The sequence below is a fragment of the Pedobacter sp. genome, assembly GCF_965249885.1.
Classification (GTDB): Bacteria; Bacteroidota; Bacteroidia; order Sphingobacteriales; family Sphingobacteriaceae; genus Pedobacter.
Genome location: NZ_OZ252254.1, coordinates 71,029 through 92,973, shown reverse-complemented (window position 1 = coordinate 92,973; position 21,945 = coordinate 71,029). Strand labels below are relative to the sequence as shown.

At 41.1% G+C, this 21,945-nt stretch carries 11 protein-coding genes; all 11 read left to right on the top strand.

Annotation, left to right across the window (positions count from 1 at the left end; translation table 11 throughout):
• Nucleotides 1–319: 319 nt before the first annotated feature.
• The 11 genes from ACY2A0_RS00320 (at nucleotide 320) to bglX (ending at nucleotide 21,856) form a co-directional block, all read left to right on the top strand.
• On the top strand, nucleotides 320–3,493 hold the full coding sequence (locus tag ACY2A0_RS00320; RefSeq protein WP_461787645.1) for a SusC/RagA family TonB-linked outer membrane protein: 3,174 nt from the start codon (nucleotides 320–322) through the stop codon (nucleotides 3,491–3,493).
• Between the two features lie 6 nt (nucleotides 3,494–3,499).
• Nucleotides 3,500–5,188 (top strand): RagB/SusD family nutrient uptake outer membrane protein, encoded by a 1,689-nt coding sequence (locus ACY2A0_RS00315; protein WP_461787644.1) that lies wholly within the window; start codon nucleotides 3,500–3,502, stop codon nucleotides 5,186–5,188.
• A gap of 50 nt (nucleotides 5,189–5,238) precedes the next feature.
• Nucleotides 5,239–8,277 carry a SusC/RagA family TonB-linked outer membrane protein gene (locus tag ACY2A0_RS00310; RefSeq protein ID WP_461787643.1) on the top strand — a complete coding sequence of 1,013 codons (3,039 nt, stop codon included), beginning with the start codon at nucleotides 5,239–5,241 and terminating at the stop codon, nucleotides 8,275–8,277.
• A gap of 4 nt (nucleotides 8,278–8,281) precedes the next feature.
• On the top strand, nucleotides 8,282–10,030 hold the full coding sequence (locus ACY2A0_RS00305; RefSeq protein WP_461787642.1) for a RagB/SusD family nutrient uptake outer membrane protein: 1,749 nt from the start codon (nucleotides 8,282–8,284) through the stop codon (nucleotides 10,028–10,030).
• Nucleotides 10,031–10,038: 8 nt separating this feature from the next.
• On the top strand, nucleotides 10,039–11,859 hold the full coding sequence (locus ACY2A0_RS00300; RefSeq protein ID WP_461787641.1) for a glycoside hydrolase family 2 protein: 1,821 nt from the start codon (nucleotides 10,039–10,041) through the stop codon (nucleotides 11,857–11,859).
• A gap of 182 nt (nucleotides 11,860–12,041) precedes the next feature.
• Nucleotides 12,042–13,118 (top strand): endo-1,4-beta-xylanase, encoded by a 1,077-nt coding sequence (locus ACY2A0_RS00295; protein WP_461787640.1) that lies wholly within the window; start codon nucleotides 12,042–12,044, stop codon nucleotides 13,116–13,118.
• A 13-nt stretch (nucleotides 13,119–13,131) separates the two neighbouring features.
• Nucleotides 13,132–15,612, top strand: coding sequence for a T9SS type B sorting domain-containing protein (locus tag ACY2A0_RS00290; protein WP_461787639.1), 2,481 nt, complete (start codon nucleotides 13,132–13,134; stop codon nucleotides 15,610–15,612).
• A 32-nt stretch (nucleotides 15,613–15,644) separates the two neighbouring features.
• Nucleotides 15,645–16,526 (top strand): PorP/SprF family type IX secretion system membrane protein, encoded by an 882-nt coding sequence (locus tag ACY2A0_RS00285; RefSeq protein WP_461787638.1) that lies wholly within the window; start codon nucleotides 15,645–15,647, stop codon nucleotides 16,524–16,526.
• A 37-nt stretch (nucleotides 16,527–16,563) separates the two neighbouring features.
• Nucleotides 16,564–18,201 carry a T9SS type A sorting domain-containing protein gene (locus ACY2A0_RS00280; RefSeq protein WP_461787637.1) on the top strand — a complete coding sequence of 546 codons (1,638 nt, stop codon included), beginning with the start codon at nucleotides 16,564–16,566 and terminating at the stop codon, nucleotides 18,199–18,201.
• A gap of 160 nt (nucleotides 18,202–18,361) precedes the next feature.
• Nucleotides 18,362–19,612 (top strand): endo-1,4-beta-xylanase, encoded by a 1,251-nt coding sequence (locus ACY2A0_RS00275; protein ID WP_461787636.1) that lies wholly within the window; start codon nucleotides 18,362–18,364, stop codon nucleotides 19,610–19,612.
• 24 nt (nucleotides 19,613–19,636) lie between these two features.
• A complete protein-coding gene (gene bglX, locus ACY2A0_RS00270) occupies nucleotides 19,637–21,856 on the top strand; it encodes a beta-glucosidase BglX (RefSeq protein ID WP_461787635.1) in 2,220 nt (739 codons plus the stop codon).
• Nucleotides 21,857–21,945: the final 89 nt, after the last annotated feature.

Below are 21,945 nucleotides of genomic sequence, written 5' to 3'. Positions count from 1 at the left end.
CAGCTAATTTTTATCTACATAAATCTGAAATTACAGAAATTAGCTCGAAAATAGCTTTAAATACAATTTTACCCCTATTTAAGGACAATTTTACCCCTCGTTTTTTGATGCGTAACTACATCTTTGCTACAACCAAATATTGTATGATGCAATCTAACCAAAACCAAATCGAGGTGTCGCTTGGTATCGCAACCAAGTTCAACAATTACTACACTTTGCTTGTCAGAAATTATTTATCCGCTATCAACTTTAGTTCGGTCGCATAAGCCTTGCTATATAACTGTATATTTTAACAACCATATATATAAGCCCAATTTGAATGATACTACTTTACAAGAAAATTAGTTTTTATTCGCCACGTTTATCCATAGCTCACTTCAAGGCAGTATTGCTTTTGACGCTGATGCTGGCATGTAGTCACATGCTTTATGCTCAAAATAGATCTATTAAAGGCGTAGTAAAAGATAATGTAGGCTTGCCTATACCAGGTGCATCCATTAAACTAAAAACTGGTAGCACAACAGCAATAAGCGACGGTGATGGTAATTATACCATTAATGTACCCGCTGGTCCGGCCACTTTGGTTTTTAGCTTCATTGGCTTTACAGCGCAAGAAATTACGGTTGCTGCGGGTGTAAGTGTACAAAATGTGAGCTTGAAAGAAGACAACACTAATTTGAATGAAGTTGTTGTGGTAGGATATGGAACGCAGAAAAAATCTACCCTTACTGGCGCAATTAGCACCATTAGCAGCAAAGAAATTCTTCAATCGCCAACATCCAACGTTACCAATAGTTTGATTGGCCGCACACCGGGTTTAGGAGCGGTGCAGCGTAGCGGTCAGCCGGGTTCCAATAGTGCGGTAATTAACATTAGAGGTTTGGCCACTTACAACGGTTCAGGTGCAATTGTGGTAGTTGATGGTATCGAACGTCCTGATTTCGGAGACATCGATCCTAATGAAATTGAAACAATTAACGTTTTGAAAGACGCTTCTTCCACAGCCACCTTTGGTATTAGGGGAGCAAATGGCGTTATTATCGTAACTACAAAATCAGGGAAAGAAGGTAAACCAAAAGTGAGTTACAGCGGTAACGCCAGCATACAAACTTACACTGGTATTCCAAAGGCTTTAGATGCCTATTCCAATGCTTATTTAATTAACGAAGCCAACAGGAATGATGGGCTAACTTCAGTTACTTGGAGCGATGCGGCTTTGCAGAAATTTAAAGATGGTTCTGATCCAATTGGCTATCCAAATATTGATTGGTTTGATTATGTGACCAGAAAATACTATCCGCAAACGCAGCATAACGTTAATGTGAGTGGCGGAACTAAAATGGTTAAATATTTTGCTTCGGTTGGTTATCTTTTTGAGGATGGTATTTTCAAGCAGTTCGATTCTCCGTACCAAATCAACTCTGTTCCGAATTACAATAGATATAATTTTAGATCGAATTTAGATATTAAACTTACGGAAGATTTAGAAGTGAGTGTACGTTTAGGTGGTCGTCTGCAAAAGCGTTACCAACCTAGCGGCTTGCGTTCAGGAACTGGATCTTTCTCGTATGATAACGTGGAAGCGATGATTTCCCGTATTTTACAAGTGCCTGCATTTGCGTATCCGGTAACTTTACCTGATGGAAGGTTGGCACAAAATCCAAGCGTTGGTACAAACATTTGGAATCCATTAGGGGTGTTAACACGTTGGGGTACACGTAATGATGATTACAACAACGTACAAAGCACATTTAACATCAATTATAATTTAGGGAAGTTTGTGAAAGGACTTTCTTTCAAAGCTAATTTAGGCTACGATTCATATTTTGAAAATACGACACGCCGTAATGCTGTTTGGGCTGCTTACGTAATTGATAGAGATACCAAGGAGGTAACCATTGCAGGTGACAGACCAAGAGACGAGCCTTTAAGCGGATTGATTGCGGATAATGGCGGTACTATTCATACCAACTTACAAGCGGGTTTCAACTATAATCGCAACTTTGGCAAACACAACTTTACCGGATTAATTTTAGGCACCCGTCAGCTAATTAACGTACAAGGCTCAACGGCTACAACAGCTCCTCCACGTGCTTCACAAGGCGTAGTTTCAAGGATTACTTACAATTATAACGATAGATTTTTCGCAGAGTTCAATGCAGCCTACAACGGTTCTGAAAACTTCCCGGTAGGATTAAAGTATGGCTTTTTTCCAGCGGTTTCCGCGGGTTGGACCATCAGCAACGAATCTTTCATGGATGATGTGAAATGGCTAAGCTATTTAAAGTTACGTGGTAGTTACGGTTTAGTAGGTAGCGATGAAATTGGTCAGCGTTTCCTTTATATCACCAGCTATTTACGTAATGCGGCGGGTTTCACGGCATCAACGCCAGCATTTACTCGTCCGGGCATGCCGGTGCATTTTGGTGATCCAACCAGTGTGGTTACTTACCCAGTGGTGTATTTGCCGAGCAGCAGCATTGGTAACCCAGAAATTACTTGGGAAACAGGTTTGAAAAGAAATATCGGTATCGAAAGTAAGTTCTTCAAAAATTCATTGTCGCTAAACATTGATTTATTTGATGAAAACCGAAAAGATATTTTAACACAACGTAACTCAGGTTTAACGTCGTTGGGACAAGGCTATCCAGCATTAAACGTGGGCGAGGTTTACAACAAAGGCTACGAGGTTGAACTTGATTTCAATAAGCAAAAGGGCGAGTTAATTTACGGTTTGAATGCGCAGGTTTCTTTTGCTCGTAACAAAATCATCAGTAGAGATGAGCCAGTTGGTGCGCCAAGCTACCAAAAACAGGAGGGTAAAAGGGTAGGACAGTTCTTTGGTTACGTAACCAATGGTTTCTACACGTCACAGCAAGATATTGATAGCTATGTGCCGAATGAGTTAGGTCGTCCAATTCCTGGAGATTTGAAATATGTAGATATCAATGGTGATGGTCGCATCAATAGTGACGACAGAACAGCAATTGGCTATTCAAGAGTACCGGAATACATTTTCAGTATTTCTCCTCGAGTTTCCTACAAAGGTTTTTCTGTAACGGTGATGTTCCAAGGTGTAACCAATGTTAGCTCAGATGTGATTTTGACCGAACAAAACAACGGGCAGCAAATGTACGAGTTCATGCTAAATAGATGGACGCCACAAACTGCGGCAACGGCAACTTGGCCAGCCTTACATTCTAGAGGAAATACTTTCATCAGTTACCAGTTGAATGATTTCATTTTACAAGATGCCTCTTACCTTAAACTGCGTAATGCCGAAATTTCCTACAACCTTCCAAAAAGATGGTTGGAGCCATTAAAAATTTCATCGCTTAGGGTGTTCTTAACTGGCCAAAACCTAGTTACATGGACTCGCTTCAAAATGTATCTCGATCCAGAGAACATCAACGTTAGCAACAGCGATTTTTCGAGACAATCAATTTATCCAACCTCAAGAATTTACAACTTGGGTGTAAACATTCAACTATAGCTTAACATGAGAAACAGATATTATCACCTTATTTTTCTTTTTGTAGCTCTTGTACTTGGTTCATGTAAAAAGGACTTTCTTGACCGCACACCATCTGCAGATTTAGACGAGGAAAAAGTATTTAAAGATCCTGCTTTGGTAGCGGCTTATGCCGATAACGCTTATAATCATTTGATAGATGAATATGCCCGTTTTAATGCACATCGTGGTACTACATCTCAAGCGTCAGATGAAGCGGTTTCTGGCAACACCGATGTGTCGGTACGTACTTTAAATCAAGGTTTGTTCCATGATCATTACGAACGTGGCGGTGCACAACTTAATGACATTGGAGATGTTTGGGACAGAGCTTACGCCGGAATTAGGATAGCTAATGTGATGCTAACCAGAATGAAAGCTGCCGAACCTAACACCATTGTAGCTAATCAAGTTCGAGTAACAGGCGAAATGCACTTCATCAGGGCGTTCCTCTATTTTGAGTTGATTAAACGTTTTGGTGGCGTGCCAATTTTCGATAAGCCAGCCAGCATTTTTGATAACATCGACATCCCAAGAAATTCTTATCAGGAATGTTTAGACTTTATTTTAGCTGATTTAACGCAAGCGGAAAGCATGTTGTCAGATAGTTACAATGCGTCCAACTACGGTCGTGCTACTAAATCTGCTGCCATTGCGTTAAGGGCAAGAGCGTTACTTTACGCCGCAAGTCCGTTGAATAACCCAAATAACAGTACTGAAAAATGGCAAGCAGCAGCTGATGCAGCGGCATTATTACTCGATAAATTCAAACTTCATCCATCCTATGCAGAGCTGATGAACCTGCAAAGCTCCGAGGAGTATATCATGATTAAAATTCGTCCACCACGTGTAATTGATGGTTTCTTACTGGATTTTGTAATGTCTCCAGGTTCGGGAGGCGCACAAGGCTCTATGAATCCAACGCAAAACCATGTGGATATGTACGATATGCAAGCTACAGGCTTGCCCATTACTAATGCTGCCTCAGGTTACAATCCGCAAAACCCTTACGCAGGCCGTGATCCTCGTTTTTACGCTAATATTTTGTATAACGATGTGTCTTGGCAAGGACGTAAAATGGGCATGTGGTCGCAGTACAATGCTACTACCGATACTTATACTTACGGTGCTGATTTCAGACCAAATAATATAATTTACTCAGCTACTCGTTACTATTGTCGTAAAATGTGGCCTGAAGTTTATGTGCGCAACGCCACTCAAAGAGCACTTTTCAATTTCATCTTTTTCAGGTATGGGGAAGTATTGTTGAACTACGCTGAGGCCATTAATGAAAGTGCTGATAATGTTGCCAATCGCAACTTGGCTATGGCAAGAGTGAATGAAATTAGAAGCAGAGCAGGTATGCCTAATTTACCGGCAAACTTAACTCAATCTCAGTTGAGAGATGCTATCATCAAAGAACGTGCAATTGAGTTAGCTTTTGAAGATTTCAGGTGGTACGATTTAATCCGCTGGAAGAAAGCAAAAGAAGTGCTCAACCAGCCAATGAAAGCGATGGATGTGGTGCGTAACACCAACGGCAGCTTTACCTACAGTGTGGTCACATTACCTAATATTTATCAAAAGAAATTTGAGGATTACATGTATTTGTATCCAATCCCAAGGAGAGAGGTTTTTAAAAGTAATGGCATCTTAAAACAAAATCCAAGTTGGTAAAAGTGTAAAAAACTTACACTTAATAACCTAAATAGTTTACAACAGAAAATATGATGAAATTTCTAACAAAATATCTTTTACTTTCTATACTCAGCTTGGCGATTTCATCGTACGCTTGGGGGCAAACTGAACAACTTACGGCAAAAGGCAAGGTAGTTGATCAAGCCGGAGCTCCAATTGCTGGTGTGGCCGTTATTGTGCAGGAGAAAACCAGCGGTGTAAGCAGCAATGCAGAAGGTAAATTTAGCATACAAGTGAATACAAATGATCGAATCGTTCTTAAAATGAACGGTTATAATACCGCTTACATTCCGGCTTACGAGTTATCGGAAGTGAAGCCAGTGGTATTGGTGAAATCGTTAATTGAAGCGGGAGATGACGATAATGTGTACATCCCATCTGGTATCAGAAAAAAACGTGAAGTAACGGCGACGATAGCTACTGTAAATACGCAAGAGCTGCCACAAATTCCCTTGTCTACGCTTAACAATGTATTAACTGGTAGGTTGTCGGGATTGCATATTCAGCAGACTGGTAATCGCCCGGGAACGGATGATGCTACGTTTTTGATTAGAGGTAGGTCATCATATAATAGCGGGCAATCACCTTTGGTATTGGTTGATGGAGTAGCCCGTGATTTTGTAGACATGGATTTGAACGAGGTTGAAAGTATCAGTGTGCTTAAAGATGCTGCTTCTTTATCATGGTACGGCATGTATGCAGCTAACGGTGTAATTTACGTAACTACTAAACGCGGCAGTGCTAGCGCTACAAAAGTAACCTTCGATGCACAGGGTGGCGTACAAACTCCCATCACGCTAATTAACCCGCTGAATGCTTACGCTCATGCTTATTTGTACAACGAGGCTCGTCAAAACGATGGCCAAGCACCGCAGTACACGCAAAATCAGCTGATTGGTTATTATACCAAATCAGATCCTTACCTATATCCAGATGTGGATTATCCATCGGAATTTTTAAAGAAAGCTTCGCCTGTGCAACGCTATGTAGCAACTGTAAGTGGCGGCAACGCATTTGCAAGATATTTTACTTCGGTAAGTTTTTACGATCAGGATGGTTTATACAAGGGTGGAGAAACACCAAACTATAATTCAAATACCAATTTCAGAAGATACAACTTCCGCACAAACTTAGATATCCATATCAATAAAACATTGGATGTAACTTTGGATGTTGGCGGTAGAGTATCTAATCTACGCTATCCACGTGATGGCAATACCAGTTTTTTAACGGCCATTTTTGGTACACCTGCAAATGCTTTTCCTCTACTCAATCCAAACGGAACTTATGGCGGTAGCTCTTTATTTCGTACCAATCCTTTGGCTATGTTGCAGGCAAGAGGTAACGTGACCGACGTATATCGTACGTTGTTGGCTACCATTACTGCCCGCCAAAAGTTGGATGCTGTATTGCCCGGCTTATCGTTAAATGTGGCGTACACCTATGATATGACAGGTTTGTACACTTATGGTTTCAACCAAAACTATATGGTTTACGAGTGGCAAGGCGGCAGCTCTTATCAAGGTTATGGTACAGAAACACCTTTAAATTACGCTTCGAGCGCATTTAGTGCCAACTTGCGTAACAACGAATTTTGGGGCGGCCTCGATTACGATAAAACCGTGGGCGAACATGGCTTTAAATTTTCCACACGTTTCCAAAGAGCGGTTTCTGCTTCGGCAACTCGTTTAGATGATAAGCGTGAAGGGATTTCGAACCGATTATCTTACAGCTTTAGACAACGTTATTTCGCTGATGCTATTGCCACTTATTCTGGTTCGCAAAACTTCAGACCAGGCAAAAGATATGGTTGGTTCCCAGCGTTAGCCGCTGGTTGGATTGTGACCGAAGAGAATTTATTAAAAGGAAACAAAATAGTGGATTATTTGAAGTTTCGTGGCTCCTACGGGATAGTAGGCAATGAAGCGATTGGAGCTTCTCGCAGGTTTGCATTTAACGATTACTTCACTCGTGGCGGTTCGCAATACTTCTTCGGAACAGGTTATAGCGCAGTGGCCAATACTGATCAGTTGGATTTAAGCAACCCTAACCTGACTTGGGAAAAAGCAGCTAAAGCAAGTGTAGGATTCGATGCACAGTTTTTAAAACAGTCGCTAACATTAAGTGCTGATATTTTCAGGGAAAAGCGAACTAATCTGCTAACCGCTGATTTGGCACCGTCAATCATCGGGCAGCCTTTGGTAAACATTAATGCTGGAGAGGCGCAATATCAAGGCTTTGAAACGAACTTAAACTATAACAAAACCATCAACAAATTCACCTTTGGCGTTTTTGGAAACTATACTTATGCTAAAAGCGAAATTTTAAAACTGAACGAAGAAGCAGGGATTCCATCGTATCAAAGACAAGTAGGCTATCCAATTGGAGGTGTGGTAAATGGTAGCGGTACGGTACGTCGATTTTTAATTTCAGAAGGTTTATTTCAATCTGAAGAGGAAATTGCTGCTGCACCAGTGCAACGTTTCTCAGGTAATGTAAAACCAGGCGACATTCGTTATAAGGACATCAATGGTGATGGCGTAATAGATAACCTGGATTTTGTAAGCACCAACTATTCGGATATTCCAACTTCATATTTTGGATTTGGAGGCTCGATAAAATACAAAGGTTTCGATGTTAACTTCTTATTCCACGGTGTTTCTGGCCGTACGGTTCAAATCAACACGTTAGTTAATGCGGGTACTTCAAACACGGGTTACATCAATCAGTTTAGCGCTTATCGTTGGTCGCAGGCCACTGCCGATGAAGCTCTGTATCCACGATTAACCATCACCGATCGTGCTAACAATACTCAAAATTCGGATTTTTGGTTGCGCAATGGCGATTTTATCAGATTAAAACATATTGAGTTAGGTTACTCGCTTTCGGCTAATACACTTAAAAAGCTTAAAATTTCGCAGTGCCGATTTTATGTGACGGGCTTCAATTTGCTCACTTTCGATAAGCTAGACGGTTTCCCAATAGATCCTGAAATGCCAGATGCCGGCTATAATTCATCTTACCCTGCTTTAGCAACTTTTGCATTGGGCTTAAATCTTAAATTTTAACAAGATGGCAGTAATTTCTATACATAAATACAAGCATATTTCTACTAAGGCAGTAACGGTATTTGCTCTGCTAGCGTTAGGTTTTTCTTCCTGTAAAAAGTCTTATTTACAAGATGGTAGCATCACCGATGGCTCCATTACTGGAGAGCAGGTGTGGGGCAATGATGCTTACGCCCGTGGTGTACTAAATAGTGCTTATTTTAACATTCCAGAGGGATTTAGCATTGATGGCAACGGCGGGATGTTGGCTTCTGGTACTGATGAAGCGGTTAACTCTGGCGTAAATGCAACTTTGAGTATTTTTAACAATGGTACTTGGAGTCCACTACGTACCGTAGATGATGAGTACAGCAACTTGTACGAAGGATTAAGAAAAGTGAATTTGTTCTTGGCAAATTTACAAGGCAGCCAAATTATTCCTACTGATGGTTTAAGCGTAGCTGATGACAAGAGTAGGCTAGAAGGCCAGGCTTATTTTTTACGGGCCTTATTTCATTTCGAACTGGTAAAACGTTACGGAGCGGTTACTTTGGCTACGCGTGTGTTTAGCAGAGATGAAAATTTAAACTTGCCGAAAAACACTTACAAAGAATGTGTGGATCAAATTATAGCCGACTGCGATAAGGCAATAGCTACCAAACTGCCATTGTTTACTAGAGAAGCAGTAACTGATGCCAACCCTTACCCTTGGCGTACTGGTGATTATGGTAGAGCTACCAAAACTGCTGCAATGGGCTTGAAATCGAGAATGTTACTTTACGCCGCTAGTCCGCTTTTTGCTGCGCAAAGTGGGGTAACGTGGCAACAAGCTGCTGATGCTGCCAAAGCTATTATTGATTTGAACGTACACAGCTTGCGTACCAATTACACCAATGTGTTCAATTACGGAGCTGATGCTTATAATTTGGAAGTGCTATTTGCCACTAGAGCACAAAATCGTAATGATATTGAACAGCAGCAAGCACCAATCAGTTATGACGGCGCAACCGGTCGCACCAATCCAACGCAGGAAATGGTGGATGCCTTTGAAACTACTAACGGTCGTTTAATTACTGATCCAGCCAATACATTATACAATCCAAATAATCCTTATACCAACAGAGATCCCCGCTTTGCGTTAACGATTAACCACAACGGAAGGGTTTTTAAAGGGAAGGCAGTACAGTCTTATGTTGGCGGTGCCGATGGTTTGAATCGAAACATCAATGCGACGAAAACAGGCTACTACATGCGTAAATTTTTAAGCGAAGCAGCTACTTGGAACCAGCAATCTAACACTTTAGCTCGTAGGCCTTGGGTTGTAATGCGCTACGCGGAAATTTTACTGAATTACGCAGAAGCTTTAAATGAGGCACAAGGCATAACAGCAACTACCGAAGTGCTGAGAGTGGTGAACTTGATAAGAGCTAGAACTGGCGTTGCCATGCCAGCTTTGCAAACCTCTAATCCTACTGGTAATGGCTACGTAGCACTTAATAAAGATGCCATTAGGGAACGCATTCAAAACGAACGTAGGGTAGAGTTATGTTTCGAAGGACATCGCTTTTACGATGTAAGAAGATGGAAATTAGGTGAAACGTTTTTAAACAAGCCAGTAACTGGCATGCGCATCACTATCGATGGTAGCGGGGCAACTACCTACTCAAGATTTGAAGTGGAGCGTCGTGTATTTCAAGATAAAAACTATCTCTATCCTTTCTCTCAAAATACGGTAAATCGTCAACCTGCATTAGCTCAAAACACCGGTTACTAAAATTGATTATGATTAAATTAAATAGATACTTCCTTGTTTTTTTTCTAGCGTTTGTTTCAATTTCAGCAAGCGCACAGTTGGTTCAAAATATTTTTGGCCGTAAACACCTCAGTTTAAATGGGCGTTGGAATTACATCATTGATCCTTATGAAATGGGCTATTACGATTACCGTCACGAGCCATTTGATCAATCAAAATCTGGTAAAGGTGGCTTTTACGATGATAGGGAACAAGTCAACAAGTCAGAACTGATCGAATATAATTTCGATTTATCTCCAACGGTAAAAATCCCTGGTGATTGGAATTCTCAGGTTGAAAAATTAGAGTTTTATGAGGGTACAATTTGGTTTAGACAAAAGTTTGTAGCCAACCCGACAGCCAATAAAAAATACATCCTTTATTTCGGTGCGGTAAATTACGAAGCCCACGTTTATCTCAACGGTAAAAAATTGGGTGTGCACAAGGGAGGATTTACGCCTTTCCAGTTTGATGTGACCGGCAAGCTCAAAGAAGGCGAGAACTTCGTAGTGGTTAAAGCCGATAACACACGTAAACAAGATGAAATTCCAACAGTAAATACCGATTGGTGGAATTACGGAGGAATTACACGTGATGTACTCTTAGCTGAGTTGCCTAATAATTATATCGCCGATTACAAAATTCAGTTGGCTAAATCTAATGCAAAGCAAATCGAAGGTTTTGTAAAATTAAGTCAGGCAGGTGCAGGGCAAACTGTAGCAGTAAGTATTCCCGAGGCTGGTTTGAAAACTAGCGTTAAAACTGATGCTAATGGAATGGCTAAAGTGAGTATTCCGGTGAAGAATTTGAATTTGTGGAGTCCAGAAAATCCGAAATTATACCAGGTTTTGATCACAAGTACTGAAGATAAGGTTGAAGATAAAATTGGTTTTAGGACTATCGAAACCCGTGGTCAGGATATCTTATTAAATGGTAAATCTATCTTTTTAAGAGGTATTTCTATGCATGATGAAAATCCTTTAATTCCCGGTAGGCTACGCGGTGAAGGCGATATGCGCATGATGTTGCAATGGGCAAAAGAACTGAACTGTAACTACGTAAGGTTGGCGCACTACCCACATAACGAAGAAATGAACCGTTTAGCCGACGAAATGGGCTTATTGGTTTGGGGAGAAGTACCGGTGTATTGGACCATATCTTGGGAAAATCAGGAAACCTACAACAATGCCGAGCAGCAATTAACCGATTTAATTGAGCGTGATAAAAACAGAGCTGCAGTTATCATTTGGTCTATTGGCAACGAAACGCCATTAAGTGAGCCTCGTTTTAAATTCATGAGCAAATTGGCCGATAAGGTAAGGGAACTAGATCAAACCCGATTAGTAGGTGCTGCTTTAGAAGTACACAGAAAAGGCTACAGCGTAATTGTTGATGATCCTTTGGGCGAGAAACTGGATTTGGTAAGTTTTAACCAATATGGTGGCTGGTACTGGGAAACACCTAAAGAATTGCCTAAATACAAATTCGAAATTAAGTACAATAAACCAGTAATCATTACCGAAGTAGGCGGAGATGCGCTAGCGGGTTTTCACGCAGACGAAGATACGCGTTGGTCGGAAGAATATCAGGAGTCACTTTATAAATATCAGATACCTTTCATGAATACCATGAGCGGGTTACGTGGTATGACGCCTTGGATTTTAACTGACTTCCGTTCGCCCCGCAGACAACATCCATTTTTCCAAGATTTTTGGAATAGAAAGGGCTTGATTTCTGAAACAGGCAAGAAAAAGAAAGCATTTTATGTGCTGAAAGAATATTACGATCAAACAGAAGTGAAATATAAGTAGGTGTTAGGTGTTAGGGGTTAGTAGTTAGGAATTAGGAATTAGGAATTAGGAATTAGGGATTAGGGATCAGGGATTAGGGATCAGGAATTAGAGGACAGGAATTAAATGCTAATTATAGTAACTAAACAACTAAAAAACCAAACAACCAACATCCAAACAACCAGAAAAAAAACAATAAAAAGATGAAAAGATATAGCATTTTACTAGTGACGCTCGCTTTAGTTTCTGGCGGTTGCTTGAAAGGTCAAAACGATCCGGTTTTTCCATCACCAGAACTTACTATCCCGGTGGATGAAAGTGTTACCTTGCAAGGTAGCCTGCCTTTCAAGTTTGGTGCTGCAGTCAACAACAGTCTGTTGCGCAGTCGTGCCGCTTACCGTAATGTGGTGATTAAGGAGTTCAATAGCCTCACGGCCGAAAATGCAATGAAATTTAATCAGTTGCATCCCTCTGAAAATACCTACACTTGGACAGAGGCCGATTACCTTGTTGACTTCGCTCAGCAAAACGGTAAACGTGTACACGGTCACACCTTAATTTGGTATAAAAACCCGCCAACTTGGGTGCTTAATTATCAAGGTGATGCCGCTGCTTGGGATAAATTGCTGAAAGATCACATCCAAACGGTAGTTACTCGCTACAAAGGCAAGGTTGCTTCTTGGGATGTGGTAAACGAAGCGGTAGCTGAAAATGGCACCTTAAGAGATTGTATCTGGTTGCAAAAACTAGGGCCAGAATATATCGAGAAGAGCTTTATTTACGCTCATCAGGCAGATCCTGATGCGTTACTATTTTACAACGATTACGGCCACGAATACGGACCTACTAAAAGGACGGGCATCATCAACCTTGTAAATAGCTTAATTCAGAAAGGTGTGCCCATCCACGGCATTGGTTTGCAAATGCATACGCGTTACACGCAGTCAAATGCCAACTTAGCTGCAGCAATTTCCACGGCAGTTGCTACTGGATTAAAAGTGCACATTGCAGAGTTGGATATTGCTATGAATCCAGATAATATTCAAGATTTGACCTACACCGCAGGTTTGGCTGAGCAGCAAAAAGCGAAGTATGAGTTTATTGTACGCACCTACAACGCTATTCCTAAAAATCAGCAATTCGGTATCACTACGTGGAATGTTGGCGATTCAGACAGCTGGATTAGAGGCGAATATAACCGTCCAGATTGGCCGCTACCATTTGATGATAATTACAACAGAAAAGCAGCTTACCAAGGTATTTTGGATGGCGTAAAATAAATCGATCCTTAAAATGAAGAAAATATTTTTATCGGTAGCCTTAGCCTTTGCCACATTGAACTTTGCTTTCGCACAGTTTACTTCAGATAATGTGGTGGTGTATCGTTACGGCGATGGCAGTGCGGTTGCTAACGGTGCAAAAGTACCTGTGTTTTTAGATGAATATAATCCTAAAACTGGGCAGCTAGTTCGTACCATTACAGTGTCAAGAACTAGCGTAGGTAGTAACATTGGCTTGGAGGGCTTAGGACTTACAGGCGCTGGTGCTTATGAAACAGAAGGATTTCCAGCTTTGTCAAGAGATGGAGAAGTACTTTCTTTTATAGGAAGGCATGCAACCCAGACTAACCAATTTGTCGTAGCTACTGTTAATTCTGCTGGTACAGTTAACGCTAATACTTTAATAACCGATGATATCGGAGCACCTCGTTCAGCGGTAGTAGAGGGTAATGCGGTGTACTATAATGGCTATCAAAATGGCGTGTTTTACAAAATTTTAGAGACACTTACTGGCGGAACAAGGGTTTCGGCAGGTCAAGCGGCTCCCCGAGTGCTGTCAATTTCAGAAACAGTATACAACGGCGTGGAAAGCGTAAGGATTTTTGCGCCAATAGGCGGAAGCTCGCAGCCCGTATTGGCCAGTGCATCGCCATTGCCTACCACTTCGGTTACTTTTGCTACTACACCTAATTTTCCGTCAACTGCTAGGCCATTTAACGTTCATCAAGCAATTGCGTTTAGAGCTTACGGTCGTACAATTGTTTATTTAATAGACGATGGAGATGCTACCGGCTCAGCTCCTTTAATTAGGAAATACCGAAGCAATGCTGGTGGTACCGATTGGCTTTCCTTAGGAAGCATCAGCGTACCAGCAAGCACAAAAAATTTCTCAGCGAAGTTTGATGGAACGGGGGTAAGGTTGTATTTCACGACTTTAGGCACGCCGGGTACGCAAAACTCCCGGCTTTATTCCGTTACTGATATTTTCAATGACGATAATGACGACACGAAACAGCTTACAGAAACGCCTGTTTTGATTGCTACTGCGCCTGCAAATACTTCGTTCAGAGGAGTAACCATGACACCGGGTTATCGTAAAGCGCCATCTACTTTAACTGCGAATGTAATTTCGTTAACTCAAGTTCGCTTGAACTGGTTAGATAACTCAACCTCAGAAAGTGGTTTTCAAATTGAGCGTTCAACTGATGGTATCAATTATACCTTATTGACTACCACTGCACAAAACATAGTAACTTATATCGATAATACCATTACCGCTGGAAACACCTATTACTACCGAGTTAGGGGAGTGGAAGGCTCAACTTTTACCATTTATACTAATCCAGCTTCGGCAGAACTTGGCGTTGGTATGATTACTGACATGAGTTTAGCAGCACAACAGGTTTACGAAAACCGACCAGTAGGCACTTTGGTGGGTACACTTTCCGTACAACCAACAACTACAACTGGCGTAACTTACACACTTGTAGCTGGAAACGGCAGTGTTGATAATGCTAAGTTCAGAATCGTAGGTAATGCTTTACAAAACGATGTGCTTTTGGATTATGAAGCACAGCAAACTTATCAAGTAAGAATTAGGGCGACTTCGGCAACAAGCTTCGTTTTTGAAAAGACCTTCATCATTAGCATTCTGGATGTTAACGAAGCACCTACAATCGCTACTGTAGGAAATAAGGGCGCTTGTGCAGGAACTGATGAAAGGGTAATTGCTTTAACAGGTATTACTGCTGGTCCAGAGCCGGGACAAACATTGACCGCAACAATTACTAGCGACCAACCAACGATGTTTCAAAGTCTGCAAGTGAATTTAACAGGCGGAGGTAACGGCGAAGTTCGTTATCGTTTAAATGCCAATGCCACCGGAGAAGCAAATATTTCGCTAACGCTTAAAGATAATGGCGGTACAGCAAATGGCGGTGTTGACACTTTCGTAGAAAACTTCAAATTAACTGTTTACGCTTTCCCTGTGGTGGCTATTACTTCCGATAGAGGAAACAATGTTGATAAAGGCCTTGCTGTTAAGCTAACTGCAACTGGTGGTACCAGCTATCAATGGGAAGCTAATGGAAGTATAGTTGGTGCTACTGATCAAGCAACAATTACAGTGCGACCAACTGCAAATACCACCTACAGAGTTACCGTGGCTAACGCTGGTGGCTGTACTTCTGTGGCTGAATTTACTTTAAGCGTAGCTGATAATTACGAAATCGTAACGGCAGCAAATTTAGTATCGCCTAATGGAGATGGTATCAATGATTATTGGATCATCAAAAACATCGATATGTATCCAGAGAGTGTGGTAAAGGTTTTCGACAAAACAGGTCGTATCATTTTCACTAAAAAAGGCTATCAAAACGATTGGGATGGAAGAGTTTCTGGATCTTCCTTAAAAGAAGACAGCTACTATTATATCATTGATTTTGGATCAGGACTACCGAAGAAAAAGGGTTCCTTAACAATGATTAACAACTAATGGCCAATTGTGCAATTAAACTAATAACTGGAATGAAACAAAAACCGCATATCAAATATTTGCTCCTATTTTTTGCGCTAATCTATATGGAAACTGCCGTTGCGCAGCTTAGCCCAATGGGAAACATGTATTTTTATAATCAGTATTTAGGGAACCCAGCCATGGCTGGCGCAACTAGCAAAGTCAACTTAAATGTGCTTTTTCGTAAGCAATTCAACGATGTCCCTAACGCTCCAAAATATCAAGTTTTTACCGGCGAATTCGCTTATAGTAGAAATTCGGCGGTTGGTTTAAATGTGGATTTATCTAACAGCGGGTTATTTAATAATAGCCGCATCATGGGAACTTACGCTTATCATTTGCCGGTGGCTGCTAGTGCAAAATTACATTTCGGGTTGTCTGCTGGCGTGTCTAAAGAGTATGTGGATAGGCAAGATGTTACTGCCGACAGCTATGATCCGGCAATCAACCGTTTCAACGATAGGGGCTACAGGTTTGACGGCGATTTTGGTGTGGCTTTTACTGATGAACATCTTAATTTGCAAGCTACTTGGCTAAACCTCCACAATCAGCTCAATACCGATCCTAACTTTATAACTGGAATCAACTACGCCACCTTTTTTACCTCTGCTTCTTACAAGTTTGACACAGGGAAAGACCTCGCTATTGAACCAAAATTGGTTTACAGGGGCATTAAAGGAATGGATAATATTGTAGAAGGCGGTTTAGGATTCTCTTATCAAGAGAAATTCAATTTATTTGGCCTTTACCAAAGCACTAATAATGCTACCGTTGGCATGGGCATCAATTACAATCAGTTTAAACTTACTGGTATTTATAGCATAGGTCCGTCTGCTCTTCGCTCATTTACTGGCGGCGATTTTGAAATTGGCTTAGGCTGGAGTTTAAAGTAACCGAATATCAATCTAATGTTCACTAAAATATAACTGTATGAAAAAAAAGCTACTCACTATTGTATTAACTGCATTTGGCGCATTTAGCGCTTTTGCTCAATTTACCGCTGGTAATTTGGCGGTTTATCGCTACGGCGATGGAACAGCTTTGGCTAACGGCGTTCGTGTGCCAGTGTTTGTGGATGAATATACGCCAAGTGGCACATTCGTGAAAACCATTAGCATTCCTAGATCCGCCAATGGTGGCAATTATGGCTTCGAAGGATTGGGACTTACTGCAGGAGGTCTTTTCGAGGGTGAGGGTTTTCCAGTACTTTCTAAAGACGGCGCCACTTTTTCTATTATCGGATACAACCCGGCACAGTCTGGACAATTTGTAATAGGTACGTTGGACGCAACTGGCACTTGGACCGCAAATACCTTGGTGGTTGATGCCATTGGTGCGCCTCGTTCGGCAGTAGTTCAGGGTTCCTCGGTGTATTTTAACGGTAATGATTTGGGTGTACGTTACAAAGCACTGGGCACAACTACCGCATCGGTTAGGGTTTCTGATCAACAAAACGCACCTAGGGTACTAACCATTGCAGAAACAATTTATAACGGCTTGTCTGCAACTAAAATCTTCGCTCCAATTGCAAGCACATCATTGCCTCAAGCTAACCTGCCAACGGTTTCAACGGTGTTTTCTTTGGATAAAAATTCTAGTCCGGCAGTACCAAGTATTCCGAGTGGAAATCCGCTGGTAAGTGCTCACCAAGTTTTAGCTTTTAAAACTGTTGGCGGCAGAACAATTATCTATGTGTTAGACGATAACGGTGGCTCTCCACAGATTAAAAAATATCGTTCCAATGCAAATGGGCAAGATTGGGTACAGTTTGGTAATATTTCAGTTCCGGCGAATACCAAAAGCATAGCGGGCGTTTATACGGCTAATACAGGTGTGACTTTGTATTTTACTACTTATGCCAACACAAACGCAAGTAATGCATCACAACTTTATAGTTACGTTAATGCTTTTACCAATGCCAATGAGGCCGATCCAGCCCTTGCTGGTTTAACTGGTAGTGCCACACTTATTGCTACTGCTCCAGCAAACACTACTTTTCGTGGCGTAACATTAGCTCCGGGTACAGGCGTATTGCCAGTGAATTTGACGGCGTTTAACGCAAATGAGAAAAACGGCACGATCCGTTTAAACTGGACAACAGCTAGCGAAAAAAACAATTCTCACTTTGAAATCTTGCGCTCATCAAACAAGGATAACTTTTTGAAAATTGATCAGGTATCTGGTAGGGGTAATGCAACCGAAAACACTAATTATGCGTTTGTTGATGAAAAACCGATGCCGGGTGTAAATTATTATCAATTGAAGCAGGTAGATTTCAATGGTGATTTTGAAGTATTTGGACCAGTAAGTGCGACGATTGCTGTGGAGAAAACCAACTTTGATATTGTTAAAACTGCAACTGGAATAGCATTGCAAGTTTATTCGGATAAAGCGCAAAGTGGAAAAATTGAAATCACAGATGCGAGTGGAAAGGTAAATTCGCAACAATCGATTAATTTAGAAAAAGGCTTCAATAAAGTACCAATCAACAATAATTTAAGTAAAGGTTTAGCGATCATTACTTTAAAAACATCCGATAGTAAAATCACTAAGAAAACAATTTTTTAGTCTGTTTCTGGGTATAATCAGAATGGCTTATTAAGCTACTAGCTATCAAAAATTAGCCGTTCGTTTCGCTCTCGATGCATTTATGCAAAAGCCTATTCGACATTGTTAGATCAATTTCGAATAGGCTTAAGTTACTTACAACCTCTAACCAATATAAATCATGAACAGAAAAGTAACTATCACCGCATTGGTGCTTAGCGGTATGCTTTGCGCTTGCGAAAAACTGGACCAGACAGTTAACACTGACCAAGTTAATCTGTCGTCCGAAAAACTAATGTCGGCTTCCACAGCTGCTGTAAGTACGATATTGCAGGAAGTTAATGCTAATGTTATTATTGGAGCAGCAGTTAATTCCAATAAGTTTAGTGTGACGGCTTACAAAGATTTGGCAAAGCTACATTACAATAGCATCACTGCCGAAAATGATATGAAAATGAACAGCCTTAATCCTGTAAAGTACACTTGGGATTTTGGAATTTTAGGGAATGGCATAGAAGAGAAAAACGAAAAGATACCAAATTTGGCAAAAGACTACGGTGAAAAACGTATCCATGGACATGCACTGGTGTGGCACAGGGCATTACCAAATTGGGTTGAAGATGTGGAAACTAATACTGCCGTTGGAGCAAGAGCCGATACGCTAAATGCGATAATGAAAAGACACATAGATAAGACGGTAGGATTTTACAGCAACTATTATCAGGGTGGCAGCCCTGCCTTGCCATTGCTAAAATCATGGGATGTGGTAAACGAAGCTTATTACGATGATGGTACATTGCGAGGCAACCTAAATTTGGATGCACAAGGTAACGATATCGGAAGCATTTGGAAAAGATACATGGGAGAGATTTATATTGAAAAAGCTTTCAGATATGCCAGATTAGCGGCAAGAGCCAATCAAAATTGGAAGCTCAAACTTTTTTATAACGACTATGGTCACGAGTATTCAACGGCTAAACTAAACGCAATTTATAACAAAGTAATGGAGTTAAAACCAATGAGAGAAGGTGGAGATCCTATCATTAATGGCGTTGGATTGCAGATGCACATTAGGTACAACACACCACTGACAAGCATCAGGGCGGCCATACAAAAAATGAAGGAAACAGGTTTGTTAGTGCACATAGCGGAATTAGATATTTCGCTGTTAGGCGCAAATGAAACATCGGTGCCTGCTGCAGATTTGACTAATCGTCGTAACTTGCAAAAATCATTGTACTATAACGTCGCTAAAGCTTATCAGGAAATTGTACCGATAGATCAGCGATGGGGCATTACTTTGTGGAATATCGGTGATGCCGACTCGGCATGGGGAACCAACGCCGAAGCAACTTTATTTGATACGGTGTACGGGCAGAAACTCAATTTCTGGAATTTCAGAGATGGGCTTAATCTGCAATTGACACCTTAATTTTAATACCTAACACAATTTTAAATGAACAAATTTTTAAGCCTCAGTTTCTTCCTTAGTTTAGTATTCATTGGCCAAGCGCAGGCACAGCGTAAAACGATCAGTCAACGAGTAGATTCGGTGATGAAACTGATGACACTTGCTGAAAAAGTAGGGCAATTAAATCAGTACTCTGGTAGGGAAGTGACTGGCCCAGCTAGTGATCGTAAAAATTACCTGCTCAACGATATCAAAAATGGGATGGTGGGCTCTATGCTGAATGTAAAGGGTGTGAAAGATACGAGGGAAATACAAGCCATCGCGTTACAATCACGGTTAAAAATTCCTTTGTTGTTCAGTTTAGATGTAATCCACGGTTACAAGACGGTATTTCCAATCCCTTTGGCGGAGTCCGCTTCGTGGGATTTGGAGATTATTAAACAATCAGCTCAAGTCGCTGCGGAAGAGTCTGCTGCTTCGGGAATCCATTGGACATTTGCGCCGATGGTAGATATTGCCAGAGATCCACGTTGGGGCCGCGTAATGGAAGGTGCTGGAGAGGATACTTATTTAGGTGCTCAGATAGCCAAAGCAAGGGTGTTAGGCTTTCAGGGTGAAAAGTTAGGTGAGGTAGATCGGATAATGGCCTGTGCTAAACATTTTGCTGCGTACGGAGCATCCATGGCTGGTAGAGATTACAATCCAGTGGATTTGAGCAAACAGCAGTTGCACGAAATTTATTTACCGCCATTTAAAGCTGCTGCTGCTGCTGGAGTAGCTACCTTTATGAACTCTTTCAATACACTTAATGGTATTCCTGCTACCGGAAACGCTTATTTACAACGTCAAATTTTAAAAGGCGATTGGAAATATAAAGGGTTTGTGGTAAGCGATTGGGGTTCGATAAAAGAAATGACACCTTGGGGATTTGCGAAAAATCTAAGCGAAGCTGCGCAGAAAGCCATTGTAGCTGGTAGCGATATGGATATGGAAAGCGAGGCCTACAAAAAGGATCTCGAGAACTTGGTGAAAACCGAAAAAGTAGATGTGAAGTTGGTTGACGAAGCTGTTCGCCGCATCCTTCAAAAGAAGTTTGAATTAGGTTTGTTTGACGATCCTTATCGTTTTTCCAACGAACAGCGTGAGCAAAAGGTGATGAACGATCCAAAATATCAAGTCATTACTAAAGCTGCAGCTCAAAAATCTATTGTATTGTTAAAAAATACCAATCAAGTACTGCCTTTGAGCAAATCTTTAAAAAACATTGCTTTAATTGGTCCATTGGTGAAAGCAAAAAGAGACCAAGCGGGAAGCTGGGTAGTATATGCTGATACAGCCAATATTGTAAGTGTTTATGAAGGCGTTAAACAAAAAGTAGCTAATGCTCAAATAGGCTTTGCGCAAGGTGCCAGCATTACTGATACTAGTACTGTAGACTTTTCAAATGCGGTTAAGGTGGCAAAAAATGCCGATGCCGTGGTGATGGTACTAGGCGAAAATTGGGAAATGAGTGGTGAAGCTAAATCTCGTACCGATATTGGATTGCCGGGTAAGCAGGAGGCACTTTTTAATGCAGTTAAGGCCACAGGAAAGCCCGTAATTGTAGTTTTAATGGCAGGCCGACCGCTAGTGTTTAACGATATTACAGCAAAAGCTGATGCGATTGTTTATGCTTGGTTTTTAGGTGATCAGGGAGGTAATGCCATTGCGGATGTACTTTTTGGAGATTATAATCCCTCGGGAAAACTACCGATTACCTTCCCTAGAAATGTAGGTCAGATTCCAATTTTCTACAACCACTACAATACTGGTCGTCCGGTGACTAAACCTACGGATATTCGCTATAAATCAGCTTATATTGATGCACCAAACGACCCCGCTTATGCTTTTGGCTATGGCTTAAGCTACACGACATTTGCTTACAGTGATTTGAAATTGTCGAATGCTAATCCGCAGAAAAATGAAATCATTAAGGTAAGTTTTACGCTAAGCAATACCGGCAAAGTAGCTGGAGAGGAAGTGGCACAGCTTTATATCCAAGATACTTTTGCTTCGGTGGTAAGACCAGTGAAAGCATTAAAGGATTTTGCGAAAGTGAAATTGAATCCCGGAGAAAGTAAAGTGATCACCTTCGAAATTACTCCTGATAAATTGGCTTTTTACGATGAGGAAAAAGGATGGATTACCGAGTCGGGGGAATTTAAAGTGATGGTGGGAGGCGCTTCCAACGATATCAAGCTGAAATCAAGCTTTGAGCTAAAATAATCTGTTCTAGCATGCCAAACTTCGTAGGTTTCCAAAACCTACGAAGTTTTCTATTAAGCTGAAACCAAACCGTAACCTATAACCCATAA